Here is a 20656-nt window from a genome sequence, read left to right as displayed (position 1 = left end):
TAAACCATTCCCAGCACCTCGTCACTGTTGGGAGGAGACCGCCGATGGCTGTCCCCGGCTTCCTTGCCCGTTCCCGCATCGTCGCACCGCCCGGCTGGACCCGCTGGCTCGTGCCGCCCGCTGCGCTGTCCATCCACCTGTCGATCGGCCAAGCCTACGCGTGGAGCGTCTTCAAGACGCCGCTGGAGAAGACCCTCGGACTGTCCGGCACGCAGTCCGGGCTGCCGTTCCAGCTCGGCATCGTGATGCTGGGGCTGTCCGCCGCGTTCGGCGGCACCCTGGTGGAGAAAAACGGTCCGCGCTGGGCCATGACCGTCGCCACGGTCTGTTTTTCCGCTGGGTTCCTGCTCGCTGCCCTCGGCGTCGCGACCGGGCAGTTCTGGCTCGTGGTGGCCGGCTACGGCGGGGTCGGCGGGATCGGCCTCGGCATCGGCTACATCTCGCCGGTGTCGACGCTGATCAAGTGGTTCCCGGACCGGCCGGGCATGGCCACCGGGATCGCGATCATGGGCTTCGGCGGCGGCGCGCTGATCGCGTCGCCGTGGTCGTCGGCGATGCTCGGCACCGCGCCTACGACCGGCGACATCGCGACGGCGTTCCTGATCCACGGGATCGTGTACGCGGTGTTCATGACGATGGGCGTGCTGATCGTCCGCGTCCCGGCCGACGACTGGCGTCCGGCGGGCGCGGTGAAGCAGGCCGCGGCCAAGCCGATGATCTCCACGGCGAACGTCTCGGCGGCGAACGCGCTGAAGACGCCGCAGTTCTGGTGTCTCTGGATTGTCTTGTGCCTCAACGTGACCGCGGGCATCGGCATCCTGGAGAAGGCCGCGCCGATGATCACCGACTTCTTCAAGGGCACCTCCGCGCCGGTCGGCGCCGCGTCCGCCGCCGGGTTCGTCGCGCTGCTCTCGCTGACCAACATGCTGGGCCGGTTCGTCTGGTCCTCTGCCTCGGATCTTGTGGGGCGCAAGAACATCTACCGGTTCTACCTCGGCGTCGGCGCGCTGCTGTACCTCGTGATCGCGCTGACCACGAACGGATCGAAGCTCGTGTTCGTGCTGTGCGCGATGCTGATCCTGTCCTTCTACGGCGGCGGGTTCTCGACGCTCCCGGCCTACCTCAAGGACCTGTTCGGCACCTACCAGGTCGGCGCGATCCACGGCAGGCTGCTGACCGCGTGGTCGGCGGCGGGCGTGCTCGGGCCGCTCATCGTGGACGGGATCGCGGACAGCCAGAAGGCGGCGGGCAAAACGGGGCCGGACCTCTACCAACTGTCGTTCTGGATCATGATCGGCCTGCTGGTGGTCGGGTTCGTCGCGAACGAATGCGTGCGCCCGGTGAAGGAGAAGTTCCACGAACCGGCCGGTGCGGCCGCGGTGGGGAGCGAGGCGTGATGACGAGTGCCGAGGGCCGTTCCGGCGGCCGGACCCTTCTGCTGGTGATCGCGTGGCTGTGGGTGCTCGCCCCGTTCGGCTACGGCGTGGTCGAGCTGATCCGGAAGGTGGTCGGGCTGTTCGGCGGCTGAGTCCCGCTGACCGGCACTGCCCGGAAATAAGCTCTGGACAAATGGTCAAGAGTCGTTGACCATTAGCCCCGTGACCGGGGATGACCAAGCGGGCTACGTCCCGCCGCACGACACTGTCCATGTCGAAACGACCGACCAGCTGCGCGCCGTGAGCAACGTCGTGCGGCACCGCGTGCTCGCGGTGCTGCGCGACGGGCCCGCGACGATCACGCAGGTCGCCGACCAGCTGGGGATCGCGAAAGGCAGTTCCAGCTACCACATGCGGGTGCTGGAACGGGCCGGGATCGTGCACGTGGTGCGCACGCGGAAGGTGCGCGGCGTGCTGGAGCGCTACTACGCGCACGTCGGCAAGAGCATCGAGCTGCCCGAACCCGCGGCGGGCCAGCGGGACGTGCTGCTGCAGCACGCGCTCGACGACCTCTCGACCGCGCCCGAGGGCTCGCACCGGTTCGTCCGGCTGCAGCACACGCGGATCAGCGAGACGCAGTTCGAGGAGTTCGAGCGCAGGCTGGCCGGGCTGCTCGACGAGCTGCGGGACGCGCGCAACGCCGACGAGGCCGCCGCCACCGTCGCGGTCGCGTTCTTCCGCCCGGGCCCCGGAGCGGCCCGATGACCAAGACGAAAATGCCTCCCGCGTTCAGTCGCTTGTGGACCGCCGCGACGGTCAGTTCCCTTGGCGACGGCGCGTATACCGCGGCGCTGCCCCTGCTGGCGCTGCTGCTGGACAGCGATCCGCTGGTGGTCAGCCTGGTGACGGTGGCGGTGCTCGCCCCGTATCCGGTGGCCGGGCTGTTCGCCGGGGCGCTGGTCGACCGCTGGGACCGGCGGCGCACGATGTGGCTCGCGGACCTGGCCCGGGCGGTGTTGCTGGCGGCGACGGTGGCCGCCGGCGCGTTCGGCTGGCTCAGCATTCCGGTCCTGTTCGTGGTCGCGTTCCTGCTCGGCACCGGCACGCTGTTCTTCGACACCGCCGCGCAGGCGTACCTGCCGGATTTGCTGGCGCGGGACCAGACCTTGCTTCGCCGCGCCAACGGCTATCTGCGCGGAGCGTCCACCGCGGCCGGGCAGTTCGCCGGGCCGCCGGTCGGGAGTTTCCTTTTCACCGTAGGGAGAACGCTGCCGTTCGCGGTGAACGCGCTGACGTACGTGGCCAGCGCGGTGCTGATCCGGACGCTGCCGCCGGCGCCGGTGCCGGAGCGCACGCCGGGCCGGTCGGTGTGGGCGGACTCGAAGGAGGGTTTCGCTTACGTGGTCAAGGATCGGCTGTTGCTCGGCCTCGCTTTGCGGCCCGCGGTCGGGAACCTGGCCTTCGGTGCGTTCGGGGCGGTCCTGGTGGTGTTCGCGAAGGACGCGCTGGGGCTCGATTCGGCTGGTTACGGCTTCCTGCTCGCGGTGGAAGCCGCCGGAGGACTGGTGGGCGCGATGGTGCTCGCCGGGCCGCTGGAGAAATGGCTGGGCACCGGCACCGCGCTCACCGTCACCGCGGTGATCGAGGGCGGCGCGGTCCTGGTCTTCGGTCTCGCCCGGGACCCGTGGCTCGCCGGGGCGATGTTCGCGCTGTGCGGCTGCGCGATGGCGACGACCATGGTGCTCGGCGGTTCGCTGCGCCAGGTCGTGGTGCCCGCACGGCTGATGGGCCGGGTCGCCGCGGCTTCGCGCCTGGTCTCGGCTTCGGCCGCACCGGCGGGCGCCGCACTGGGCGGCTGGCTCGCCGCGACGGCCGGAGTGCGAGTGCCTTACGTCGCGGCGGCTGGGGTGCTCGTGTCAATGACTTTGGTGACGATGAGCATGACGAGCAACAAGAAGATCGAAGAGGCGCTCGCGCGGGCGAAAGATTCCTTTACAGTTCGATCTGGCGCAGATTAAGAGCGTGCGGAGAGTCTGCGACAGTTGGGCGTTACTCGGCCGGATGCGCTAATCTGCGACGCTAATGGCAGAGCGCAGCCTCGCGTCGAAGATTACTGTGTGCACATGCGGTTGAGGCGTTCGGTGGCACTGAGTGCCAGGCTCTTACTTTGCCTAGATAGTACTTGACAGACTGGCTACTTCCGTCGGGTACGTCGTGGCGCATCGAAGAGAGAGTGGGGGCGGGCAGTGGCTGGTCGAGTTAGCGGAAGTCAGAATCGGGCCGCGGACATATCGATCGAGGTGGTTCCCTCGGGGGAATCCGGTGATCTGGCTCCGAAAAGGAGTATCTCGGAGAACTTCCGTCGACGTGCAGAGGAAGTATCGGACAGTATTGGACAGATTGCCGACGCGTTTCGTGTCCGTCTTGAAGACTCATTTAGCGGATCCGTGGATTCAGGTTGGGAAGTCGAGAAGATCGAGATAGGGTTCAACATCAGCGTCCGGGCTGAAACAGGTGTACTGATTGCCAAGGCGTCTGCTGGCGGAACCTTCTCGGCGAAAATAACCCTCGTCGGCAATGTGGAAAAAAATTGAGCCTCGCAATAGGTCGAATAACGTGCGCTGGGGCTGACAGGGGAACCGTATTCGCGGTAAACGAAAATTTTGCGCTAACCGCATTCCACTGCATAGGGAACAGGCGGAATGGGAAACGCAACCCGGGCCGAATCACTTGCCGATGGGAGCAAGGTGAAAACCGCGCCGTATTGAAAGACGTTAACCTCATCAACGATCTCGCATTGTTGCGCTTGGTTGGTGGTCTTCCTGAAAACATTGAACCGGTGGCGTTGAGCTCGGATGTCGAGGAGGGGGTCCGGTTCGTCGCTCCAGGGGCACCGGATGAGATCGATGGAGTATTCACATATGCTGCGTCCGGAGTCGTTACCTGGTTATCCAGTCTGTTGACGGACACCGGAGCTCGCGCAATACAGCTCTCCTGCACTGATGCGGTAGCCCGCTTGTCGCTCCACGGGCTTAGCGGTGCGCCCGTCCTGGTTGGTCCGAATCACCACGCGGTGGGGATTGTCCGCTGGAGCCCTGAAGACTCCGCGGATCCGGATCTTGCGGCAGGCGGCAGTGTTTTCGCCGCTCCTGTTTCGGCTGTTCTTGACGAATGGCCGATGCTATCGAATCTGAAAGCCGAGGTAAAAAGAAGCGGAGAAGATCAAGTTCGCAAGTTACTTTCGGCAACTGCCAGCGCGCCGTTGTCTGAAAGACTCGACTTAGTAGCCGATGTGCTGGTAAATCTCGATATTGGATTGCATTCGTCCGATATTCTGTCGCATCCGTTAAAGGGGGCAAATGTAGGAAGAATTGATATTCCACGCTGCTCGACCACGATCTGCGTCTGCCGAAATCTGGACCATCCGAGTGATTCTCGAGGAGCTGAATGGCATCTTTCCAGGCACCTCGTCGCACTTGACAGGTCCTCACGCGAGCGCTTTGTCGGGGTCGTCACTGACGGGAAGCGATGGCGTCTCTACCAGAGGCTAATGGACGGACTCCGTGAAGTGTCGTCTGCCAGCCTTACTATGACCGCGACAGGAACCATCGTGCCAGGAAGGCTGCGTAGTTGGCTCGAGGGTGTGCTCGCATCGGATTCGCATGCGACACCATCTCCTCGAGAAATAGCAGATAAATTGGGCGCTACCAGTCCTTCGTATTTAAGTGACATTGTTCAACTGCGCGAACTCTATCAGAAGCACCGGAAATCGCCAGGGGTGGTTCTCAAGCGATCGATGTGGGCAAAACTTCTGACAACTGCGTCTGGCGAGAATTTTCGTGATAATGACGAACTTTTTGTCGACCATACACTTCTGGTCGTTATGGCCGAGATTATCGGGCATGCCGTGCTGGGGTTTACTCCGGGAAATTTAGGCACGTCTGCAGCCGATGTTCTATCTGGAAAATTCTTTGAAGAAGCACAGATCGGCGGCGTTGTTGAGGCGGACTTCTTTGATTGGATTGCGGAGGTGCCCGGAGGCGATCTCTTTGTTAATAGGCTAGTTCGAAAGTTGGGTAGGTTTAATTGGTCAGAAGTGCGACATGACATTCTAAAGGTATTATACGAGTCGATAATTCCGCAAGATGTCAGGCATAGATTAGGTGAATATTACACTCCGGACTGGTTGGCGGAGGAAGTTATTTGCGACCGAGTTTCTGATCCTCTTAGCGAGAAGGTTCTTGACGCTAGCTGCGGTAGTGGGACATTTTTGTTTCACGCGGTGCGCCGTTGTATTGCGGCTGCCGTGGAATCCGGCGCAACAAACGCTGAAGCAATAAAGATATCGGTTGCAAATATAATGGGGTTCGATGTTCACCCGGTCGCGGTTACTTTGGCTCGGGTAACCTACTTGCTTGCGATAGGGGCGGACCGGCTTCGACAGCGTGAGCGTCCGGCATTCTCTGTTCCCGTATATTTAGGGGACTCCATTCGGTGGGGTGATGAAGCCAGCTTGTTCACGCATCGAGGTCTAAGTATACCCACAGACCTCGATCATGCCGATTTTGTCACCGACTCGTCGTTAATGTCCAATTATGAGGCGGCGTCGAAATTGGACTTCCCTGATGAGATAGTGGCAGATGCGGACAGCTTTGACAGGCTGGTAGCTGAACTTGCGCGACTTGCTACCGATAGAAAAAGGAACAGTGCGGTCCCTAGTCTGAAAGGCTTGTTGAAGAGGTTCTCCATTAAGAGTGAAGAGCATCGAAATATTTTGCGTGAAACCTTCTCTGTGATGTGCAGCCTTCACGATCAAGGAAGAAACCATATCTGGGGTTATTATATTAGAAACCTCGCTCGTCCGATATGGATGAATAGAAAGGAGAATCGGGTTGATGTGCTGGTGGGAAACCCGCCGTGGCTGGCGTATCGGTATATGACGGTTGAGCAGAAGCGATCTTTCCGCGCCATGGCGGACCAGCGAGGTTTATGGCATGGAGGAGGATTGGCGAGTAATCAAGACCTATCCGCATTGTTTACTGCGCGATGTATTGAATTGTATTTGAGAACTGGCGGGCTATTCGGTTATGTAATGCCGCTAAGTGTCTTGTCTCGCGGTCAGTACAAGTCTTTTCGGAGTGCCGACTTCTCGACGGCCGCTGCGGATGTTCGGGTAGCATTTGACCGGCCGTGGGATCTATCCCAGATAAAACCTGCCTTTTTCCCGCAGTCTGTTGGGGTCGTACTTGGTCGGCGCGTGGGTGAAATAAGTCCAGCTCGCAGGATGCCAGTTGAAGCAGAAGCGTGGTCTGGTCGATTCGATACGCAGGCGAGCTCGGCGGAGGCGGCGCGCGATCACGTCACTAGGATTCGGTCGGAAAAGATCGGACAATCGACTCCTTCTCCGTATAAGAGCAGTTTTAGAGAGGGTGCAACAGTCGTCCCCCGTCTTCTCTTCATGGTTGACAAAAAGGACGATGGACCGCTTGGTTCAGGGGCGGGCAGGTGTCGTGTGAAGAGCAGAAGGAGCTCGTTTGAAAAACGACCATGGAAGCACTTGCCTGGCATTGAAGAGACTATAGAGAGTCAGTTTATTCGGCCGCTATACACTGGTGAGTTCATTCTTCCTTATCGATCACTTAAGCCTGTGGACGCGATTGTTCCTTGGGATGGGAGTCGCCTTCTGGGGGCAACTGCCGAAGATGTTGATCTCTATCCTGGTTTGGCGAGATGGTGGAGGGCGGCCAATAAACTGTGGATGGAGAACCGGGCGAATGATAATCTTAGCCTCCTGGATCGTGTTGACTACCATCGTGGCTTGAGTCGGCAGTTTTCCGGGCGAAATATCCGCGTCGTTTACACGAAGAGTGGAATGTATATGGCTGCCGCGATGATAGTAGATCCTGAAGCGGTGATAGATCACAAGTTGTTTTGGGCCGATTTCGATGACCTTGACGAGGCGCGATTTCTCGTCTCCATTCTAAATTCGGAAGAGCTTCTCCGGTTGATTAAACCGCTGCAAGGGCGCGGCGAACACAACCCGCGAGACTTCGACAAGCATGTATTCAATGTTCCAATACCGAGGTTTGATCCAAAGAATCCTTTGCATCTTGACCTGGTGGATTTGGCGTTACGCGCACAAAATGTTGCTTCTGAGGTTGACGTTGCGCATGGATCATTTCAGGTAAAACGACGTAAGGTCCGGGATGCCCTAAGCCTTTCGGGGATTTCCGGTGAGATAGATGCTATCGTGAAGAAGGTCGTTTACCGGTAGTCGCTTCGCCTGGTCGAATGCTGTCGAGCAGGCTTTCTCGCGCGGACTCGACGTGGTGCTCGGCCACTTGGGCCAACCGCTCCCGGTCGCCGCTGCGAATCAGTTCCGCCAGTTCGCGATGCTCGGCGACCACCCGGGCCCGGTAATGCTCATGGCCGAGCGAAACCCGTTGCAGCTGAAAGAGAAACACCTGCGATCGCACCGCGTGCCACGCCTCGGTGAGGCGGCCGTTGCCCGCGGCGGCGTACACGCGGTCGTGGAACGCGATGTCCAGAGCCAGCAACTGCGGTCCGGGGGCCTTGATCCGCACCGCCTTCGCCAGATCGGCGACCAGCGCGTCCAAGGCGGCGAGATCCGTCTCGGTCGCGTTGGCGCGCGCGGTGACGGCGGCCAGCCGGTCGAGCGCGGCGCGGACCGAATAGACCTCGGTGACGTCCTCGGCGGTCACGTCGACCACCGTGGTCGGGCGATGCCAGCCGCACCGGACCAGGCCCTCCCGGGCGAGCTGGGAGATGCCCTCGCGGACTGAACCGCGGCTGATGTCCAGCGACGCGGCCAGTTCGACCTCGCGCAACGGCGCGCCAGGCCGGAAATGGCCGACGAAGATCGCTTCGCGCACCCGGTCGGCAGCCTCGTCGGCGAGCCCGCGGCGCGCCGCCTTCCTCAGGGGGGTGACTTCCACGTCCTAATGTTGACATTCGAACATCCGCCAGTCAACGTGGAGAGACCGATCCCCGCGCCGAAGGAGTGCCTCATGGCCGTCCGTCCCGCCTTCCACCTGGCCATACCGGTCGACGATCTGCCGAAAGCCCGCGAGTTCTACGGCGGCGTGCTCGGGCTGGCCGAGGGCCGCTCGGCGGACGCGTGGGTCGACTGGAACTTCCACGGCCACCAGGTCGTCACGCACGTGGTCCCGGGCGCTCGCGCGGAAGCGGGCCGCAATCCGGTCGACGGGCACGACGTGCCGGTGCCGCACTTCGGGCTGGTGCTCGACGTCGACACGTTCCACGACCTGGCCGGACGGCTGCGCGCGGCGGGCACCGAGTTCGTGATCGAGCCGTACCAGCGGTTCGCCGGGGAACCGGGGGAGCAGTGGACGATGTTCCTGCACGATCCGGCCGGGAACGCGCTGGAGTTCAAGGCTTTCCGCGACGAGACGCAGTTGTTCGCGAAATGAACGTCCTCGTCACCGGAGCCTCGCGCGGGATCGGCCGCGCCATCGCCGTCGCCTTCGCCACCCGGGGCGACCGGGTCGCTGTCCACTGTGGATCCAACCGGGAGGCCGCGCGCGAAACGCTCGAGGCGCTGCCCGGTTCCGGGCACGTCCTCGTGTCCGGCGACCTCGGCAACCCCGATGCCGCGCAGTGGATCGCCGACGTGGCCGAGGAACAGCTCGGCGGGGTCGACGTGCTGGTCAACAACGCCGCGGTCGGCACCACTCCGGCCACTCGCACGCCGATCGCTGAAATGTCCTACGCGGACTGGCAGGACGCGTGGCAGCGCACGCTCGACGTCAACCTCTACGGCGCGGCCAACGTGTCGTTCCACGTCGCACGCCACCTCATCGCCCGTGGCGTGCCCGGCCGGATCGTGAACATCGGATCGCGCGGGGCGTTCCGCGGCGAGCCCGAATACCTGCCGTACGGGGCGAGCAAAGCCGCGCTGCATGCGTTCGGCCAGTCGCTGGCGGTCCAGCTGGCGCCGCACGGGATTTCGGTCACCTCGGTGGCTCCGGGCTTCACCGCGACCGAGCGCGTCGCGGACCGGGTCACCGACGAGGTACGCGAGCAGAGCCCGTTCGGCCGGGTCGCCGAACCGGAGGAGATCGCCGAAGCGGTGGTGTTCCTGGCCTCGTCGGAGACGCCGTGGGCGTCCGGTTCGATCCTCGACATGAACGGAGCGTCGCACCTGCGCTGAGTTGTGAGCTGCGTCACGAATGCAGCATTTCGGGGCGGCCAGACGTCCAGAGGGGCGTGCGGATCGCAGGAAAAGTTATCGCCGGGGCGCTGTCGACGGTGGTGTTCGCCGGCACGGCTTACGGGTTCTCGACCCTGAGCGCGCTCGACGACATCACCCGCAGCGACGTCATCGGCGGCGGCGGATCGGTGGACGAGGGGCAGAAGCACGCCGACGGCGCGCTGGACATCCTGATGGTCGGCCGGGACTCGCGCAAAGGCCCGGACGGGCAGATGCTGCCGAAGAGCGTGCTGGAAGAACTGCGCGCCGGCGCGAACGGCGACGACCTCACCGACACGTTGATCGTGCTGCGGATCCCGGACGGGCAGCAGGAGGTCAAGGCGTTCTCCATCCCGCGCGACTCGTACGTCTCGATGCCCGGCGGGAAGGGCAAGATCAACGCCGCGTTCGGCCGGGGCAAGGCCGCCGAGGCCGCGAAACTGCGCGCGGCGGGCGAGACGGACAAGGACAAGATCGAGCAGGAGTCGATGACCGCGGCGCGCAAGGCGACGCGGCAGGCGGTCGAGGACCTCACCGGCGTCACCATCGACCACTACGCCGAGGTCAACCTGCTGAGCTTTTCCGAGATCAGCAAGGCCGTCGGCGGGGTCGAGGTGTGCTTGAAGCACGCCACCAAGGACGAGAACTCGGGCGCGGACTTCCCGGCGGGCAAACAGCGGCTTTCCGGCGGCGCCGCGCTCGCCTTCGTGCGGCAGCGCGACAACCTGCCCGGCACCGACTTCGGCCGGATGCGGCGGCAGCAGGTGTTCCTCGCCGCGATGGCGCACCAGGTGCTCTCGGCCGGGACGCTCGCCGACCCGGGCAAGCTGAGCGACCTCATCGACGCGGTGAAGAACTCGGTGGTGCTGGACCAGTCCTGGGACATTTTGGACTTCGTCAGCAAAATGCGCGGGGTGTCCGGCGGCGGCATCCAGTTCACGACGGTCCCGGTGGTCAACCCGGACTACCGCTACGACAAGTCCCATCCCACGGCGACCGCGGTGCAGGTGGACCCGGCGCAGGTGAAAGCGTTTGCGGCTGGGCTGGTCGGTGCCGCCCCGTCGTCGTCCGCGCCGCCCGCCGCACCGAAGGCAGCGGTGGAGATCTCCAACGCCGGCGGATCCTCCGGCCTGGCCGCGCGCGTCGCGGATGTGCTGAAGGGCAAGGGATTCGCCGCGACCGCCGCGGGCAACGCCCCGTCGCAGCGGACGTCGATCGTGCGCTACCCGGCCGCGCTCGCCGCCGAGGGCGCGGAAGTGGCGAAGGAGCTGGGCGGACTGTCCACAAAGGAATCAGCGGACGTTCCGGCAGGGCACATCCAGGTGGTGCTCGGGAAGGTCTACTCAGGACCGGGGGTGTCGGACGGCGGATCCGCGGCTGGTGTGCCGGTGAAAAGCGACCAGCCGCCGCCCGTCACGTCAGACGGTGACAACTGCATCGACTGACGCCTCGTGCGTGGCGATGCCGATTAGAACCGGCATCGCCACGCACGAGATCGTGGAGTCAGGGTGGTGCTACCGCGCTCGCTTCGGGGAGGCACCGACGGTCGCGTCGGCAGAGGTCGCGCGTGGTGGTGCGGTTCCAGCCGGATCGCCACGGCCTTCGAGGCCAGGCTTTCCATCACGGAATCGAGCGGCAGCAACGCATTCGCCTCGGGAAGCCCGCCGCTGCACACCGGTGATCCGTCGGATCCGCGACCGCGCGGAAGGGGGGCGCGTCGTGAGCGGCGATCGCGGTGCTGACCGGGATCGCCGCTCACGAGCAGGTCACGCGTGGTGGTGCGGCTCCAGCCGAATCACCACGGCCTTCGACACCGGCGTATTCGACTTCTCCGCCACAGAATCCAGCGGCACCAACGCATTCGCCTCCGGGAAGTACGCCGCCGCGCACCCCCGCGCTGTCGGGTAAGCCACCGCTCGGAAGCTGGGCGCCCGCCGATCCCCGTCTCGCCATTCCGAGACCAGATCCACGATCTCCCCGTCCGCGACCCCCAGCGCGGCCAGGTCGTCCGGGTGCACGAACACGACCCGTCGGCCGTCCTCGATGCCGCGGTAGCGGTCGGACAGGCCGTAAATCGTCGTGTTGTACTGGTCGTGGCTGCGCAGCGTCTGCAGCAGCAACCGGCCCTCGGGAACCTCGGGATACTCCAGCTCCGACACGGTGAACGTGCCCTTGCCGGTCGCCGTGCCAGTGAACTCCCGCGAGTCGCGCGGCGCGTGCGGCAACACGAAACCGTCCGGTTCGCGGACGCGGCGGTTGTAGTCGTGGCAGCCCGGCACCACCGCGGCGATACGGTCGCGGATCAGGTCGTAGTTCTTCTCGAACGACCGCCACGGCACTGAGTGGTCGGCGCCGAGCAGCTTCTCCGCCAGGCGGCACACGATGGCGACCTCGGACAGCAGGTCGTCGCTCGCCGGAGCCAGGCGGCCGCGCGAGGCGTGGACCTGCGACATCGAGTCCTCGACCGTCACGAACTGGCGGCCGGATTCCTGCTCGTCGCGTTCGGTGCGGCCGAGCGTCGGCAGGATCAGCGCGCTGCGGCCGGGCACGACGTGCGAGCGGTTGAGCTTCGTCGACACGTGCACGGTCAGCGAGCACGCCCGCAGCGCCTCCGCGGTCCGGTCCGAATCCGGGGTGGCGGAAGCGAAGTTGCCGCCCATCGCGAAGAACACCTTGCCGCGGCCGTCGAGCATCGCGCGGATCGAATCGACGGTGTCCCAGCCATGGTTGCGCGGCACGGTGATGCCGAACTCGCGGTCGAGGGCGTCCATGAACGGCTCGGGCATCTTCTCCCACACGCCCATGGTGCGGTCGCCTTGCACGTTCGAGTGGCCGCGGACCGGGCACAACCCCGCGCCCGGCTTGCCGATCATCCCGCGCACCAGCGCCAAGTTCACGACCTCGGCGATCGTCGGCACCGCGTGCTTGTGCTGGGTCAATCCCATCGCCCAGCAGTAGATCGTGCGCTCGGACGTCGCGATCATCCGCGCGATGTGCTCGATCTGCGCGCGTTCGAGGCCGGTCGCCTTCTCGGTCTCCGGCCAGTCGATCTCGCGCAGCTGCTTGGCCCAGTCCTCGAAGCCGTGCGTGGACTTCTCGACGAACTCACGGTCCACAATGGACCCGGGCGCGGCGTCCTCCCACTGCAGCAGCAGATGCCCGACCGCCTGGAACAGCGCGAGGTCGCCGCCGAGCCGGATCTGCGCGAACTCGTCGGCCAGCGGCGTGCCCTTGCCGACCACGCCGCGCACGTTCTGCGGGTTCTTGAACCGCATCAGCCCGGCTTCGGGCAGCGGGTTGACCGCGATGACCTTCGCGCCGTGCCCCTTCGCCTGCTCCAGCGCGGACAGCATCCGCGGGTGGTTCGTGCCCGGGTTCTGCCCCACGACCACGATCAGGTCGGCCTGGTGGATGTCGGCCAGCGACACCGAACCCTTGCCGATTCCGGTGGTCGCCGACAGCGCCGCGCCGGACGATTCGTGGCACATGTTCGAGCAGTCCGGCAGGTTGTTCGTGCCGTACGCGCGGACCAGCAGCTGGTACACGAACGCGGCCTCGTTGCTGGTGCGGCCGGACGTGTAGAAGATCGCCTCGTCCGGGCTCGACAGGCCGCGCAGCTCGTCGGCGATCAGGCCGAACGCGTCGTCCCAGGAGATCGGCTCGTAGTGCGAAGCGCCTTCACGCAACACCATCGGCTCGGTGAGCCGGCCCTGCTGCCCGAGCCAGTAGTCGGTGCGCTCGTTCAGTTCGGACACCGGATGCGCGGCGAAGAACTCCCGGCCGACCCGGCGTTTCGTCGCCTCCTCGGCGACCGCCTTCGCGCCGTTTTCGCAGAACTCCGCCATCTTGCGCTTCTCGCCGTCGACCTGCCGCGGCTCGGGCCACGCGCAGCCCGGGCAGTCGAAGCCGTCCCGCTGGTTCAGCAGCCGCAGCGTGCGCGCGGTGCGGACCGGGCCCATCTGCTCCACCCCGCGCGCGAGCGAGACCGCGACTCCCGGGATTCCGGCCGCCCAGCCTTTCGGCTTGCCCACTTCGAGGCGGGCTTCGTCCACGTCACCAGTCGGAGCTTCGCGAGTCATGGGCACATCGTCCGCCTTCGCGGCGCGGAACCCAAGATGGGGGTGGTCACACCGCCTCCCGCCGGTCCCGTTCGCGGCGTTCGGCCCGCAGCAGCGCGCGGTCCGCCGCGGTCACGATCAGCAGCAACCCGCTGGTCACGATCAGCACGACGGCCAGCCGGTGCAGCCCGCCGGAGTCGGCGTGCCCGCCATAGCACTGGGCGATGACCGTGGCCGCGACTATCGCGCCGAGGTATTGCGCGGTCCGGAAGAGCCCGCTCGCGGTGCCCATCGTCTCGGCCGGGGTTTCGCGGTAGAGCGTCGTCTGGTTGGCGACGCTGGTGAGCCCCTGGGCCAGGCCGAACAACGCGGCGAGCACGAGCAGCCAGATCAGCGCGGTGCCGTCGTTCACGAACAGCAGCGCGACGGATCCGGCCAAGAGCGCGGCGCCGACCAGCAGCAGCCGCAGCCGGACGCCGGTGGGCTTCCCGGACAGCGCGGCCGCGCCCACGGCGACCCCGGACATCGGCAGGAGCAGCAGCCCGGCAGCGGACTCGGCGAACCCGCGCGCCTCCTCGAGCCACTGCACGTAGCCGAACATGATGGTGTAGATCGCCAGGAAACTCAGTGCCTGCCGCAAATACGTGCGCAGGACCGGGCCGTTCGCGGCCAGCATCCGCAGGTCGATGAACGGCTTCCGGGCGCGCAGTTCGACCCTCGCGAAGAGCCCGCCGAGCACGATCGCCACGGCCAGCAGCCACAGATCGCCGATGCCCGGCTCCATCAGGTAGCACAGCAACACCAGCAGCGCGGCGGAAAACAGCGCGATCCCGGCGACGTCGATCCGCTCGGCCGGCTTCTCCGCCGGAGTGTCCTTGGGCACCCACAACAGGGTCAGCACGAGGGAAATCCCGGCGAGCGGCAGGTTCACCGCGAAGATCGCCGGCCAGCCGAAGAGCGCGATCAGCACGCCGCCGAGCGTCGGGCCGATCACCATGACCGTCTGCGCGGACATCGCCAGCACGGACAACACCCGCGCCGGAACGCCTTCGCCGATTTCGTCGGCGCGCCGGCGCAGGACCGCCATCGCGGCCGGGAACCCGGCGCAGGTGCCGATGCCGAGCACCGCACGGACGCCGGTGAGCCATTCGACCGAGATCGGGATCATCCCGGCGATCCCGGCCACCATCACGACGGACGCGCCGCCGAGCAGCACGCGCCGCGCGCCGTAGCGGTCGACCAGCAGTCCGACGACCGGCTGCCCGACCGCGGTGGCCAGGTACAACGACGAAATCAGCCAGGCCGTGCGGCCCGGGCCGGCGCCGAAGGCCTGTCCGATCGGGACGAGCGCGACGGCGATGAGCGTGGAGTTGATCGGATTGAGCACGGCGCTCGCGACCAGCGGGGTCACCAGGCGCGCGCCGAAACGGGATTTCGCGGGGGCGGTCGCGGTGTTCGTCAGTGCTCCTCGGGTTCAGGGGGTCAGCGCTGGGCGATCCGCTGCAGCAAGGGCAGCGCGCGCCGGACCGTTTCGAGTTCGTCCTCGGTCAATTCGTCGGTCAGCGCGGCGGCGAGCCATTCGTCGCGGTGCTGCCGGATGCCGATGACGGTCTTGGCGCCGAGATCGGAGAGCGAGATCACGACGCGCCTCCCGTCGGCCGGGTCGCGCGTGCGGTTCAGGTAGCCGAGCGAGTCGAGCACGCCGAGCGTCGCGGCCATGGACTGCTGCCGGACGTGCTCCGCGGCCGCCAGTTCGGCCTGGGTACCCGGACCTTCGCGGTGCAGCCGGTTGAGCACGGCGGTCTGCGTCGGCGTGAGGATCTCGGCGTTGTCGACCTGCCGCAGCCTGCGGTGCAGCTGGCCGACGACGCCGCGGATCCAGCCCGCGGACTCGGCGACGCGCGGGGGGACGGGCGGGTCATCGGACATAAGCACAGTCTAGCCTGTTGAGTCCAAGCTGTGCATCCTCGGCCGGAAAGACGTGAAGGGCTCCTTCGGGGAATCTGATTCCCCGAAGGAGCCCTTCACGGACTTCGAGCTAGAGCGGCTGGCTGCTGGTCTCGGCGGGGGAACCGAGCCCGACGATGTACCCGATCTTCTCGTCGTTGACCCCGATCGGCTGAACCTGGTGCACCACGACCGCCGCGGCGAGCAGCAGGACCAGGCCGACGATCGCCGCGATCCCGGGCCAGCGGCTGGGCGCCGCGCCGCCGCGGCCGTAGACAGGCGACGGAGCGTTGCGGCGTTCGCGCTTGCGCCGCTTCTTCATGTCCTTCTTGGCGCCGAGCCACGCGTCCCGCTGGGCGTGCTTGCGCCACTCCGGGTCCATGAGGTCCGGATGGGTTTCCATCCGGTCGTCCGGATCCTCCGGCCGAGTCATCGGCGCACCGCCTTTCCCCCTGCGTAACCCCGCCGCGGCGGGTTCGTAGACTTGTCCATTGTGACCGAGAACGCTCCGCAGCAGAAAACCGACCTTCCGGGTGCCTGGGACCCGGCCGCCGAGGAAGCCCCGATGTACGACCGCTGGGTAGCGGCCGGGTACTTCACGGCTGACGCTTCGTCGGAGAAGCCGCCGTTCTCGATCGTACTGCCGCCGCCGAACGTCACCGGCAGCCTGCACATGGGCCACGCGCTCAACCACACCCTGATGGACGCGATGAGCCGCCGCCGCCGGATGCAGGGCTACGAGGTGCTCTGGCTGCCGGGCATGGACCACGCGGGCATCGCGACGCAGAACGTCGTCGAGCGCCAGCTGGCCGGCGAGGGCCTCTCGCGCCACGACCTGGGCCGCGAGAAGTTCGTCGAGCGCGTCTGGGAGTGGAAGGCCGAGTACGGCGGCAAGATCCTCGGCCAGATGAAGCGCCTCGGCGACGGCGTCGACTGGTCGCGCGAGCGCTTCACCATGGACGAGAACCTGTCCAAGGCCGTCCAGACGGTGTTCAAGAACTTCTACGACGCCGGCCTCATCTACCGCGCCGAGCGGATCATCAACTGGTGCCCGCGCTGCCAGACGGCGCTGTCGGACATCGAGGTCGACCACAGCGACGACGACGGCGAACTCGTGTCGATCCGCTACGGCGACGGCGACGCCTCGATCGTCGTGGCCACCACCCGCGCGGAGACGATGCTCGGCGACACCGCGGTGGCCGTCCACCCGGACGACGAGCGGTACACGCACCTGGTCGGCACCGAGATCGAACTGCCGCTGACCGGCCGGAAGATCCCGGTGGTCGCCGACCGGCACGTCGACCCGGAGTTCGGCACCGGCGCGGTCAAGGTGACCCCGGCGCACGACCCGAACGACTTCGAGATCGGCCGCCGCCACGACCTGCCGATGCTGACCGTCATGAACGAGCGCGCCGAGGTCACCGTGCCCGGTCCGTTCGAGGGCCTCGACCGGTTCGAGGCGCGTCCCGCGGTGGTCGCCGCGCTGCGCGAGCAGGGCCGGATCGTCGCGGAGAAGCGGCCGTACGTGCACGCGGTCGGGCACTGCTCCCGCTGCGACACGGTCGTGGAGCCGCGGCTGTCGCTGCAGTGGTGGGTCAAGGTCGCCGAGCTGGCGCAGGCCGCGGGCGACGCGGTGCGCGACGGGCGGACGAAGATCCACCCGGCCGAACTCGAGAAGCGGTACTTCGACTGGGTCGACAACATGCACGACTGGACGATTTCCCGCCAGCTGTGGTGGGGGCACCGGATCCCGGTCTGGTACGGGCCGGACGGCGAGGTCGTGTGCGTGGGGCCGGACGAGCAGCCGCCGTCGGGCGAGGGCTGGACGCAGGATCCGGACGTGCTCGACACGTGGTTCTCGTCGGGGCTGTGGCCGATGTCGACCATGGGCTGGCCGGAGGAGACCGCGGACCTGGCGAAGTTCTATCCGACCAGCGTGCTGTCGACCGGCTACGACATCCTGTTCTTCTGGGTCGTCCGGATGATGATGTTCGGCGTGCAGGAGATGGACGGGCGGCAGCCGTTCGACCACGTCTACCTGCACGGGCTGATCCGCGACGCCAACGGCAAGAAGATGTCGAAGTCGCGCGGGAACGTCATCGACCCGCTGGAGTGGATGGACGCCTACGGGGCGGACGCCACCCGGTTCACGCTCGCGCGCGGGGCCAACCCGGGTGCGGACATGGCGCTGGCCGACGAGTGGGCTGCCGGGTCGCGGAACTTCTGCACGAAGCTGTGGAATGCCAGCAAGTTCGCGATGATGAACGGGGCGACGGTCGAGGGGTCGTTGCCGGACGCCGCTGAGCTGACCGAGTCGGATCGGTGGATTCTCGGGCGGCTGGCGGCGCTGGTGTCCGAAGTGGACGGGTTGTTCGAGGACTTCCAGTTCGCCAAGGTCGCCAATGCGCTGTACCAGTTCACGTGGAACGAGCTGTGTGACTGGTATCTGGAGCTGGCTAAGGTTCAGTTGTACCAAGGGGATTCCGCGCGGGTCGAGGCTACGCGGAAGGTCCTGGGGCATGTGCTGGACACTGTGCTTCGGTTGCTGCACCCGTTCGTTCCGTTTGTCACGGAGAAGCTGTGGACCGCCCTGACGGGTGGCGAGTCGTTGGTGATCGCGGCTTGGCCTTCGGCGGTTGAGGGGTATGCGGATCCGGTTGCTGATGCGCGGGTCGCTGATGTGCAGAAGCTGATCACCGAGATTCGGCGGTTCCGGGCTGACCAGGGGTTGAAGCCGGGGCAGAAGGTTGCGGCTCGGCTTTCCGGGGAGGCGTTTCCGGAGGGGCATTCTGGGGCGATTCGGTCGTTGGTGCGGCTTACTGAGCCTGAGGATGGGTTTTCGGTGAGTGCTTCGTTGGAGGTCGCGCTCGCTGGTGGCGTGGTGACTGTGGAGTTGGATACTTCCGGCACTATTGATGTTGCGGCTGAGCGGAAGCGGTTGGAGAAGGACCTCGGGGCTGCGCGGAAGGAATTGGCGCAGACTGAGGGGAAGTTGGGGAATGAGGCGTTTATCGCCAAGGCGCCGGAGCACGTGATCGAGAAGATCAAGGTGCGGCGGGAGACTGCGGTGGCCGATATTGGGCGGATTGAGGCTCGGTTGGCTGCGTTGCCTGCGTCTTAGGGGCGGGGGCTTAGGCGGCTCGTCGCCTGGCGGCGACATTGCGCCCACTTGGTTGCGTGGGGCACCCCGAAGCTGATTGTGATGACGGACGGCGGGTGCTTGTCAAGGCGGGAAAGATGCCTTGACAAGCACCCGCCGTCCGCATTTGGGCTTCGTATCGGGGTGCGGGGGTGGTGTGGGTGCCTCGCTTGTTGGGTGCACTGGTGCGGTTTAGGGCCGTGAGGGGCTCCCTGAGGGAATCAGATTCCCTCAGGGGGACCCTCACGGCGTTTTAGCGGAGTTGTTGGCGGATTACCTTTGCTTCGCCTGCCATTCCTGCGTAGAGCGGGTGGTAGGGGGCGGCGGCTAGCAGGTTCAGGTCTTTGCCGTTGATCCAGGCTACGCCTGGGCCTTTGCAGGCGTCGTGGCCGAAGGACGGGGTGTAGGTGTCCACATAGGACGATTGGCCGTCCGCTTCCACTGCGTTGCTCACTGCTGCGTTCAGGGCTTCTTCCACGCTCGAGAGCCAGGCGTAGTCGCCGTTCGCGAAGGGCAGGACGTTCGGGCAATAGCCTTCTGCGGGGGCGATGCGCGGGTAGCCGATGGCCAGCACCTTGGCGTGCGGCGAGCGGGCGTGGATTCCGGCCAGTACTTGCTGGATGGCTGCTTGCGTCTTGGGGAGCAGCGCCTTGATCGTGTCCACGCCGTCGACGGTGAAGTGCTTCTGGCACGGGTTTCCGGTCGGGTCCGAGGCGCGCAAGGTCGGGCAGGTGTCCACCAGTTTGCCGAACAGGCCCGAATCGTTGCCGCCGATGCCGACCGTCACCAGGTCGGTGTCGGAGCGCAGTGCGGAGAACTGCGGGGCGTTCTGGCCCAGCGGCACGCTTTGCGGGGCGGTCATGTGCGAGGTGTTCGCGCCGCCGCAGCTGACGTCGGTGAAGCGGTCCACGTCCAGGGAGGCCGCGACCATCGACGGGTAGTTGGACGTCGAGCGGAAGCAGCCGAACGGATCCAGCCTGGGCAGCGGGATGAGCGGGCCCGACGTGTACGAGTCGCCCAAGGCGACGTAATGACGGTAGTGCCGGGGCGCGGCGCTCGCGGCCGCTGCCGTCGACAGAAGCAGTGCGATGGCCGCGATCGCGGCCAGCACGATTCGGATGGTGCGCATGCGGAACCCGTCCTCCCTAGCGGTCGACCCGCTTTACCTTTCGGCACGCGGGGCGCGAGCGCTCTCCGCCGATCGGGTGGTCAGGGCGGCTTTTCACCCGGCTGCTGGGTGATCTGCGGGTTTCCGCCAGGTCAGCAGGTACCGCCAGAAGACCAGCGGGCGGACCGTGCTGCCGGGAAGCAGGCGGGCGGCGTCGCGGCGGACGTCGGTCAAGGGCGGGAATTCCATGTGCACCGGGGCCTTGGCGACCGGGTCCGGGCCGCCGTTGAGACGGTCGCCGGCGAAGACGATCAGCCTGGCCGCGAGGTTCGCGGGGACGGCGACGAGTTCGCGGGCGTAGTCGCCGGGGCGGCTCGGGCGGGCGCAGCCGAGGACGGCGAGGACGCCGCCGGGGGCGAGGGCGTCGCGCAGTCTCGCGACGGTTTCGAACGGGACGTGGTGCAGGGAGGCCAGGCACGAGATGTACGCGTACGCCTCGGGTTCCAGGGGGTCGGTTGTCACGTCTGCGCGGCGGTACTCCGCGGTGCCTGGTCCTGGCGAACCGGCGGACGTCGCGCGGGTGATCATTTCCGCCGACGTGTCGATGCCTTCGACGGTCATGCCGGCGGCGGCCAGCTTGCGGGCGAACCGGCCGTCGCCGCAGCCGACGTCCAGGGCGCGGCCGGGGCCCGGCGGCAGGAGGCGGAGCAGGGCCGGGTGGTAGTGATGGTTGTGGTCGAAGGGCATGCGCCCGACCTTGCCACGGATCCCTGCGGGCGCGATCACGCCGAAGCCCCG

17 protein-coding genes are annotated in these 20656 nt (G+C 66.1%); 10 read left to right on the top strand and 7 right to left on the bottom strand.

Annotated features, from left to right (window positions below):
* Positions 1-44: 44 nt before the first annotated feature.
* From DMP23_RS22490 to DMP23_RS22465, 6 genes are all read left to right on the top strand, one after another.
* On the top strand, positions 45-1397 hold the full coding sequence (locus DMP23_RS22490; RefSeq protein WP_134729688.1) for an OFA family MFS transporter: 1353 nt from the start codon (positions 45-47) through the stop codon (positions 1395-1397).
* On the top strand, positions 1397-1528 hold the full coding sequence (locus tag DMP23_RS22485) for an MFS transporter small subunit (RefSeq protein ID WP_255409770.1): 132 nt from the start codon (positions 1397-1399) through the stop codon (positions 1526-1528). The genes DMP23_RS22490 and DMP23_RS22485 overlap by 1 nt, the downstream gene beginning before the upstream one ends.
* A 70-nt stretch (positions 1529-1598) precedes the next feature.
* On the top strand, positions 1599-2141 hold the full coding sequence (locus tag DMP23_RS22480; protein ID WP_337822409.1) for an ArsR/SmtB family transcription factor: 543 nt from the start codon (positions 1599-1601) through the stop codon (positions 2139-2141).
* Complete coding sequence (locus DMP23_RS22475) at positions 2138-3394, top strand: MFS transporter (protein ID WP_337822408.1); 1257 nt, start codon at positions 2138-2140, stop codon at positions 3392-3394. Before DMP23_RS22480 ends, DMP23_RS22475 begins: the two co-directional genes overlap by 4 nt.
* A 429-nt stretch (positions 3395-3823) precedes the next feature.
* A complete protein-coding gene (locus tag DMP23_RS22470; RefSeq protein ID WP_337822407.1) occupies positions 3824-3970 on the top strand; it encodes a hypothetical protein in 147 nt (48 codons plus the stop codon).
* The gene (locus tag DMP23_RS22465; RefSeq protein WP_337822406.1) at positions 3967-7650 is read left to right on the top strand and encodes an N-6 DNA methylase; all 3684 of its coding nucleotides are present in this window, start codon (positions 3967-3969) and stop codon (positions 7648-7650) included. Before DMP23_RS22470 ends, DMP23_RS22465 begins: the two co-directional genes overlap by 4 nt.
* Here the strand turns inward: DMP23_RS22465 and DMP23_RS22460 are convergent.
* Positions 7622-8332, bottom strand: a complete 711-nt coding sequence (locus DMP23_RS22460; RefSeq protein WP_337822405.1) for a GntR family transcriptional regulator — start codon at positions 8330-8332, stop codon at positions 7622-7624. The genes DMP23_RS22465 and DMP23_RS22460 overlap by 29 nt on opposite strands.
* 72 nt (positions 8333-8404) lie before the next feature.
* Here DMP23_RS22460 and DMP23_RS22455 point away from each other — a divergent pair, with 72 nt between their 5' ends.
* Genes DMP23_RS22455 through DMP23_RS22445 form a run of 3 tightly spaced genes read left to right on the top strand, consistent with a single transcriptional unit; the run spans position 8405 to position 11051 of the window.
* Positions 8405-8827, top strand: coding sequence for a VOC family protein (locus tag DMP23_RS22455; RefSeq protein WP_037813822.1), 423 nt, complete (start codon positions 8405-8407; stop codon positions 8825-8827).
* Positions 8824-9567: an SDR family NAD(P)-dependent oxidoreductase gene (locus DMP23_RS22450; protein WP_043837271.1), complete on the top strand. Its 744-nt coding sequence runs from the start codon at positions 8824-8826 to the stop codon at positions 9565-9567. Before DMP23_RS22455 ends, DMP23_RS22450 begins: the two co-directional genes overlap by 4 nt.
* Before the next feature lie 56 nt (positions 9568-9623).
* Positions 9624-11051, top strand: coding sequence for an LCP family protein (locus DMP23_RS22445; protein WP_134663058.1), 1428 nt, complete (start codon positions 9624-9626; stop codon positions 11049-11051).
* Positions 11052-11372: 321 nt separating this feature from the next.
* Here the strand turns inward: DMP23_RS22445 and DMP23_RS22440 are convergent, their stop codons facing one another.
* The 4 genes from DMP23_RS22440 to DMP23_RS22425 all read right to left on the bottom strand — a co-directional run bounded on the left by DMP23_RS22440 (position 11373) and on the right by DMP23_RS22425 (position 16044).
* On the bottom strand, positions 11373-13685 hold the full coding sequence (locus tag DMP23_RS22440) for an FdhF/YdeP family oxidoreductase (protein ID WP_337822404.1): 2313 nt from the start codon (positions 13683-13685) through the stop codon (positions 11373-11375).
* Positions 13686-13731: 46 nt separating this feature from the next.
* Positions 13732-15075 (bottom strand): MFS transporter, encoded by a 1344-nt coding sequence (locus DMP23_RS22435; RefSeq protein ID WP_337822403.1) that lies wholly within the window; start codon positions 15073-15075, stop codon positions 13732-13734.
* A 71-nt stretch (positions 15076-15146) separates the two neighbouring features.
* Positions 15147-15593: a MarR family winged helix-turn-helix transcriptional regulator gene (locus DMP23_RS22430; RefSeq protein ID WP_037364487.1), complete on the bottom strand. Its 447-nt coding sequence runs from the start codon at positions 15591-15593 to the stop codon at positions 15147-15149.
* A 109-nt stretch (positions 15594-15702) separates the two neighbouring features.
* The gene (locus tag DMP23_RS22425) at positions 15703-16044 is read right to left on the bottom strand and encodes a hypothetical protein (RefSeq protein ID WP_037364485.1); all 342 of its coding nucleotides are present in this window, start codon (positions 16042-16044) and stop codon (positions 15703-15705) included.
* 60 nt (positions 16045-16104) lie between these two features.
* Between DMP23_RS22425 and DMP23_RS22420 the strand changes: the two genes are divergently transcribed.
* The gene (locus DMP23_RS22420; protein ID WP_337822402.1) at positions 16105-18732 is read left to right on the top strand and encodes a valine--tRNA ligase; all 2628 of its coding nucleotides are present in this window, start codon (positions 16105-16107) and stop codon (positions 18730-18732) included.
* A 271-nt stretch (positions 18733-19003) separates the two neighbouring features.
* Here DMP23_RS22420 and DMP23_RS22415 read toward each other — a convergent pair whose 3' ends face one another.
* Together DMP23_RS22415 and DMP23_RS22410 are read right to left on the bottom strand one after the other, a co-directional pair.
* Positions 19004-19879 carry an SGNH/GDSL hydrolase family protein gene (locus DMP23_RS22415; RefSeq protein WP_336158563.1) on the bottom strand — a complete coding sequence of 292 codons (876 nt, stop codon included), beginning with the start codon at positions 19877-19879 and terminating at the stop codon, positions 19004-19006.
* 93 nt (positions 19880-19972) lie between these two features.
* Positions 19973-20605, bottom strand: coding sequence for a class I SAM-dependent methyltransferase (locus tag DMP23_RS22410; RefSeq protein WP_337822401.1), 633 nt, complete (start codon positions 20603-20605; stop codon positions 19973-19975).
* Between the last annotated feature and the right edge of the window lie 51 nt (positions 20606-20656).

Source organism: Amycolatopsis sp. A1MSW2902 (assembly GCF_017312175.1).
Lineage (GTDB): Bacteria > Actinomycetota > Actinomycetes > Mycobacteriales > Pseudonocardiaceae > Amycolatopsis > Amycolatopsis nivea.
Note: the sequence above shows the minus strand (reverse complement) of the source record. Positions and strands in the feature narration are given on the sequence as shown.

What these genes read in the sequence shown, in the direction of transcription:
- DMP23_RS22490 (WP_134729688.1), top strand. Translation starts at nt 45, where the DNA reads ATGGCTGTCCCCGGCTTCCTTGCCCGTTCCCGCATCGTCGCACCGCCC.
- DMP23_RS22485 (WP_255409770.1), top strand. Translation starts at nt 1,397, where the DNA reads ATGACGAGTGCCGAGGGCCGTTCCGGCGGCCGGACCCTTCTGCTGGTG.
- DMP23_RS22475 (WP_337822408.1), top strand. Translation starts at nt 2,138, where the DNA reads ATGACCAAGACGAAAATGCCTCCCGCGTTCAGTCGCTTGTGGACCGCC.
- DMP23_RS22455 (WP_037813822.1), top strand. Translation starts at nt 8,405, where the DNA reads ATGGCCGTCCGTCCCGCCTTCCACCTGGCCATACCGGTCGACGATCTG.
- DMP23_RS22450 (WP_043837271.1), top strand. Translation starts at nt 8,824, where the DNA reads ATGAACGTCCTCGTCACCGGAGCCTCGCGCGGGATCGGCCGCGCCATC.
- DMP23_RS22440 (WP_337822404.1), bottom strand. Translation starts at nt 13,685, where the DNA reads ATGACTCGCGAAGCTCCGACTGGTGACGTGGACGAAGCCCGCCTCGAA.
- DMP23_RS22430 (WP_037364487.1), bottom strand. Translation starts at nt 15,593, where the DNA reads ATGTCCGATGACCCGCCCGTCCCCCCGCGCGTCGCCGAGTCCGCGGGC.
- DMP23_RS22425 (WP_037364485.1), bottom strand. Translation starts at nt 16,044, where the DNA reads ATGACTCGGCCGGAGGATCCGGACGACCGGATGGAAACCCATCCGGAC.
- DMP23_RS22415 (WP_336158563.1), bottom strand. Translation starts at nt 19,879, where the DNA reads ATGCGCACCATCCGAATCGTGCTGGCCGCGATCGCGGCCATCGCACTG.
- DMP23_RS22410 (WP_337822401.1), bottom strand. Translation starts at nt 20,605, where the DNA reads ATGCCCTTCGACCACAACCATCACTACCACCCGGCCCTGCTCCGCCTC.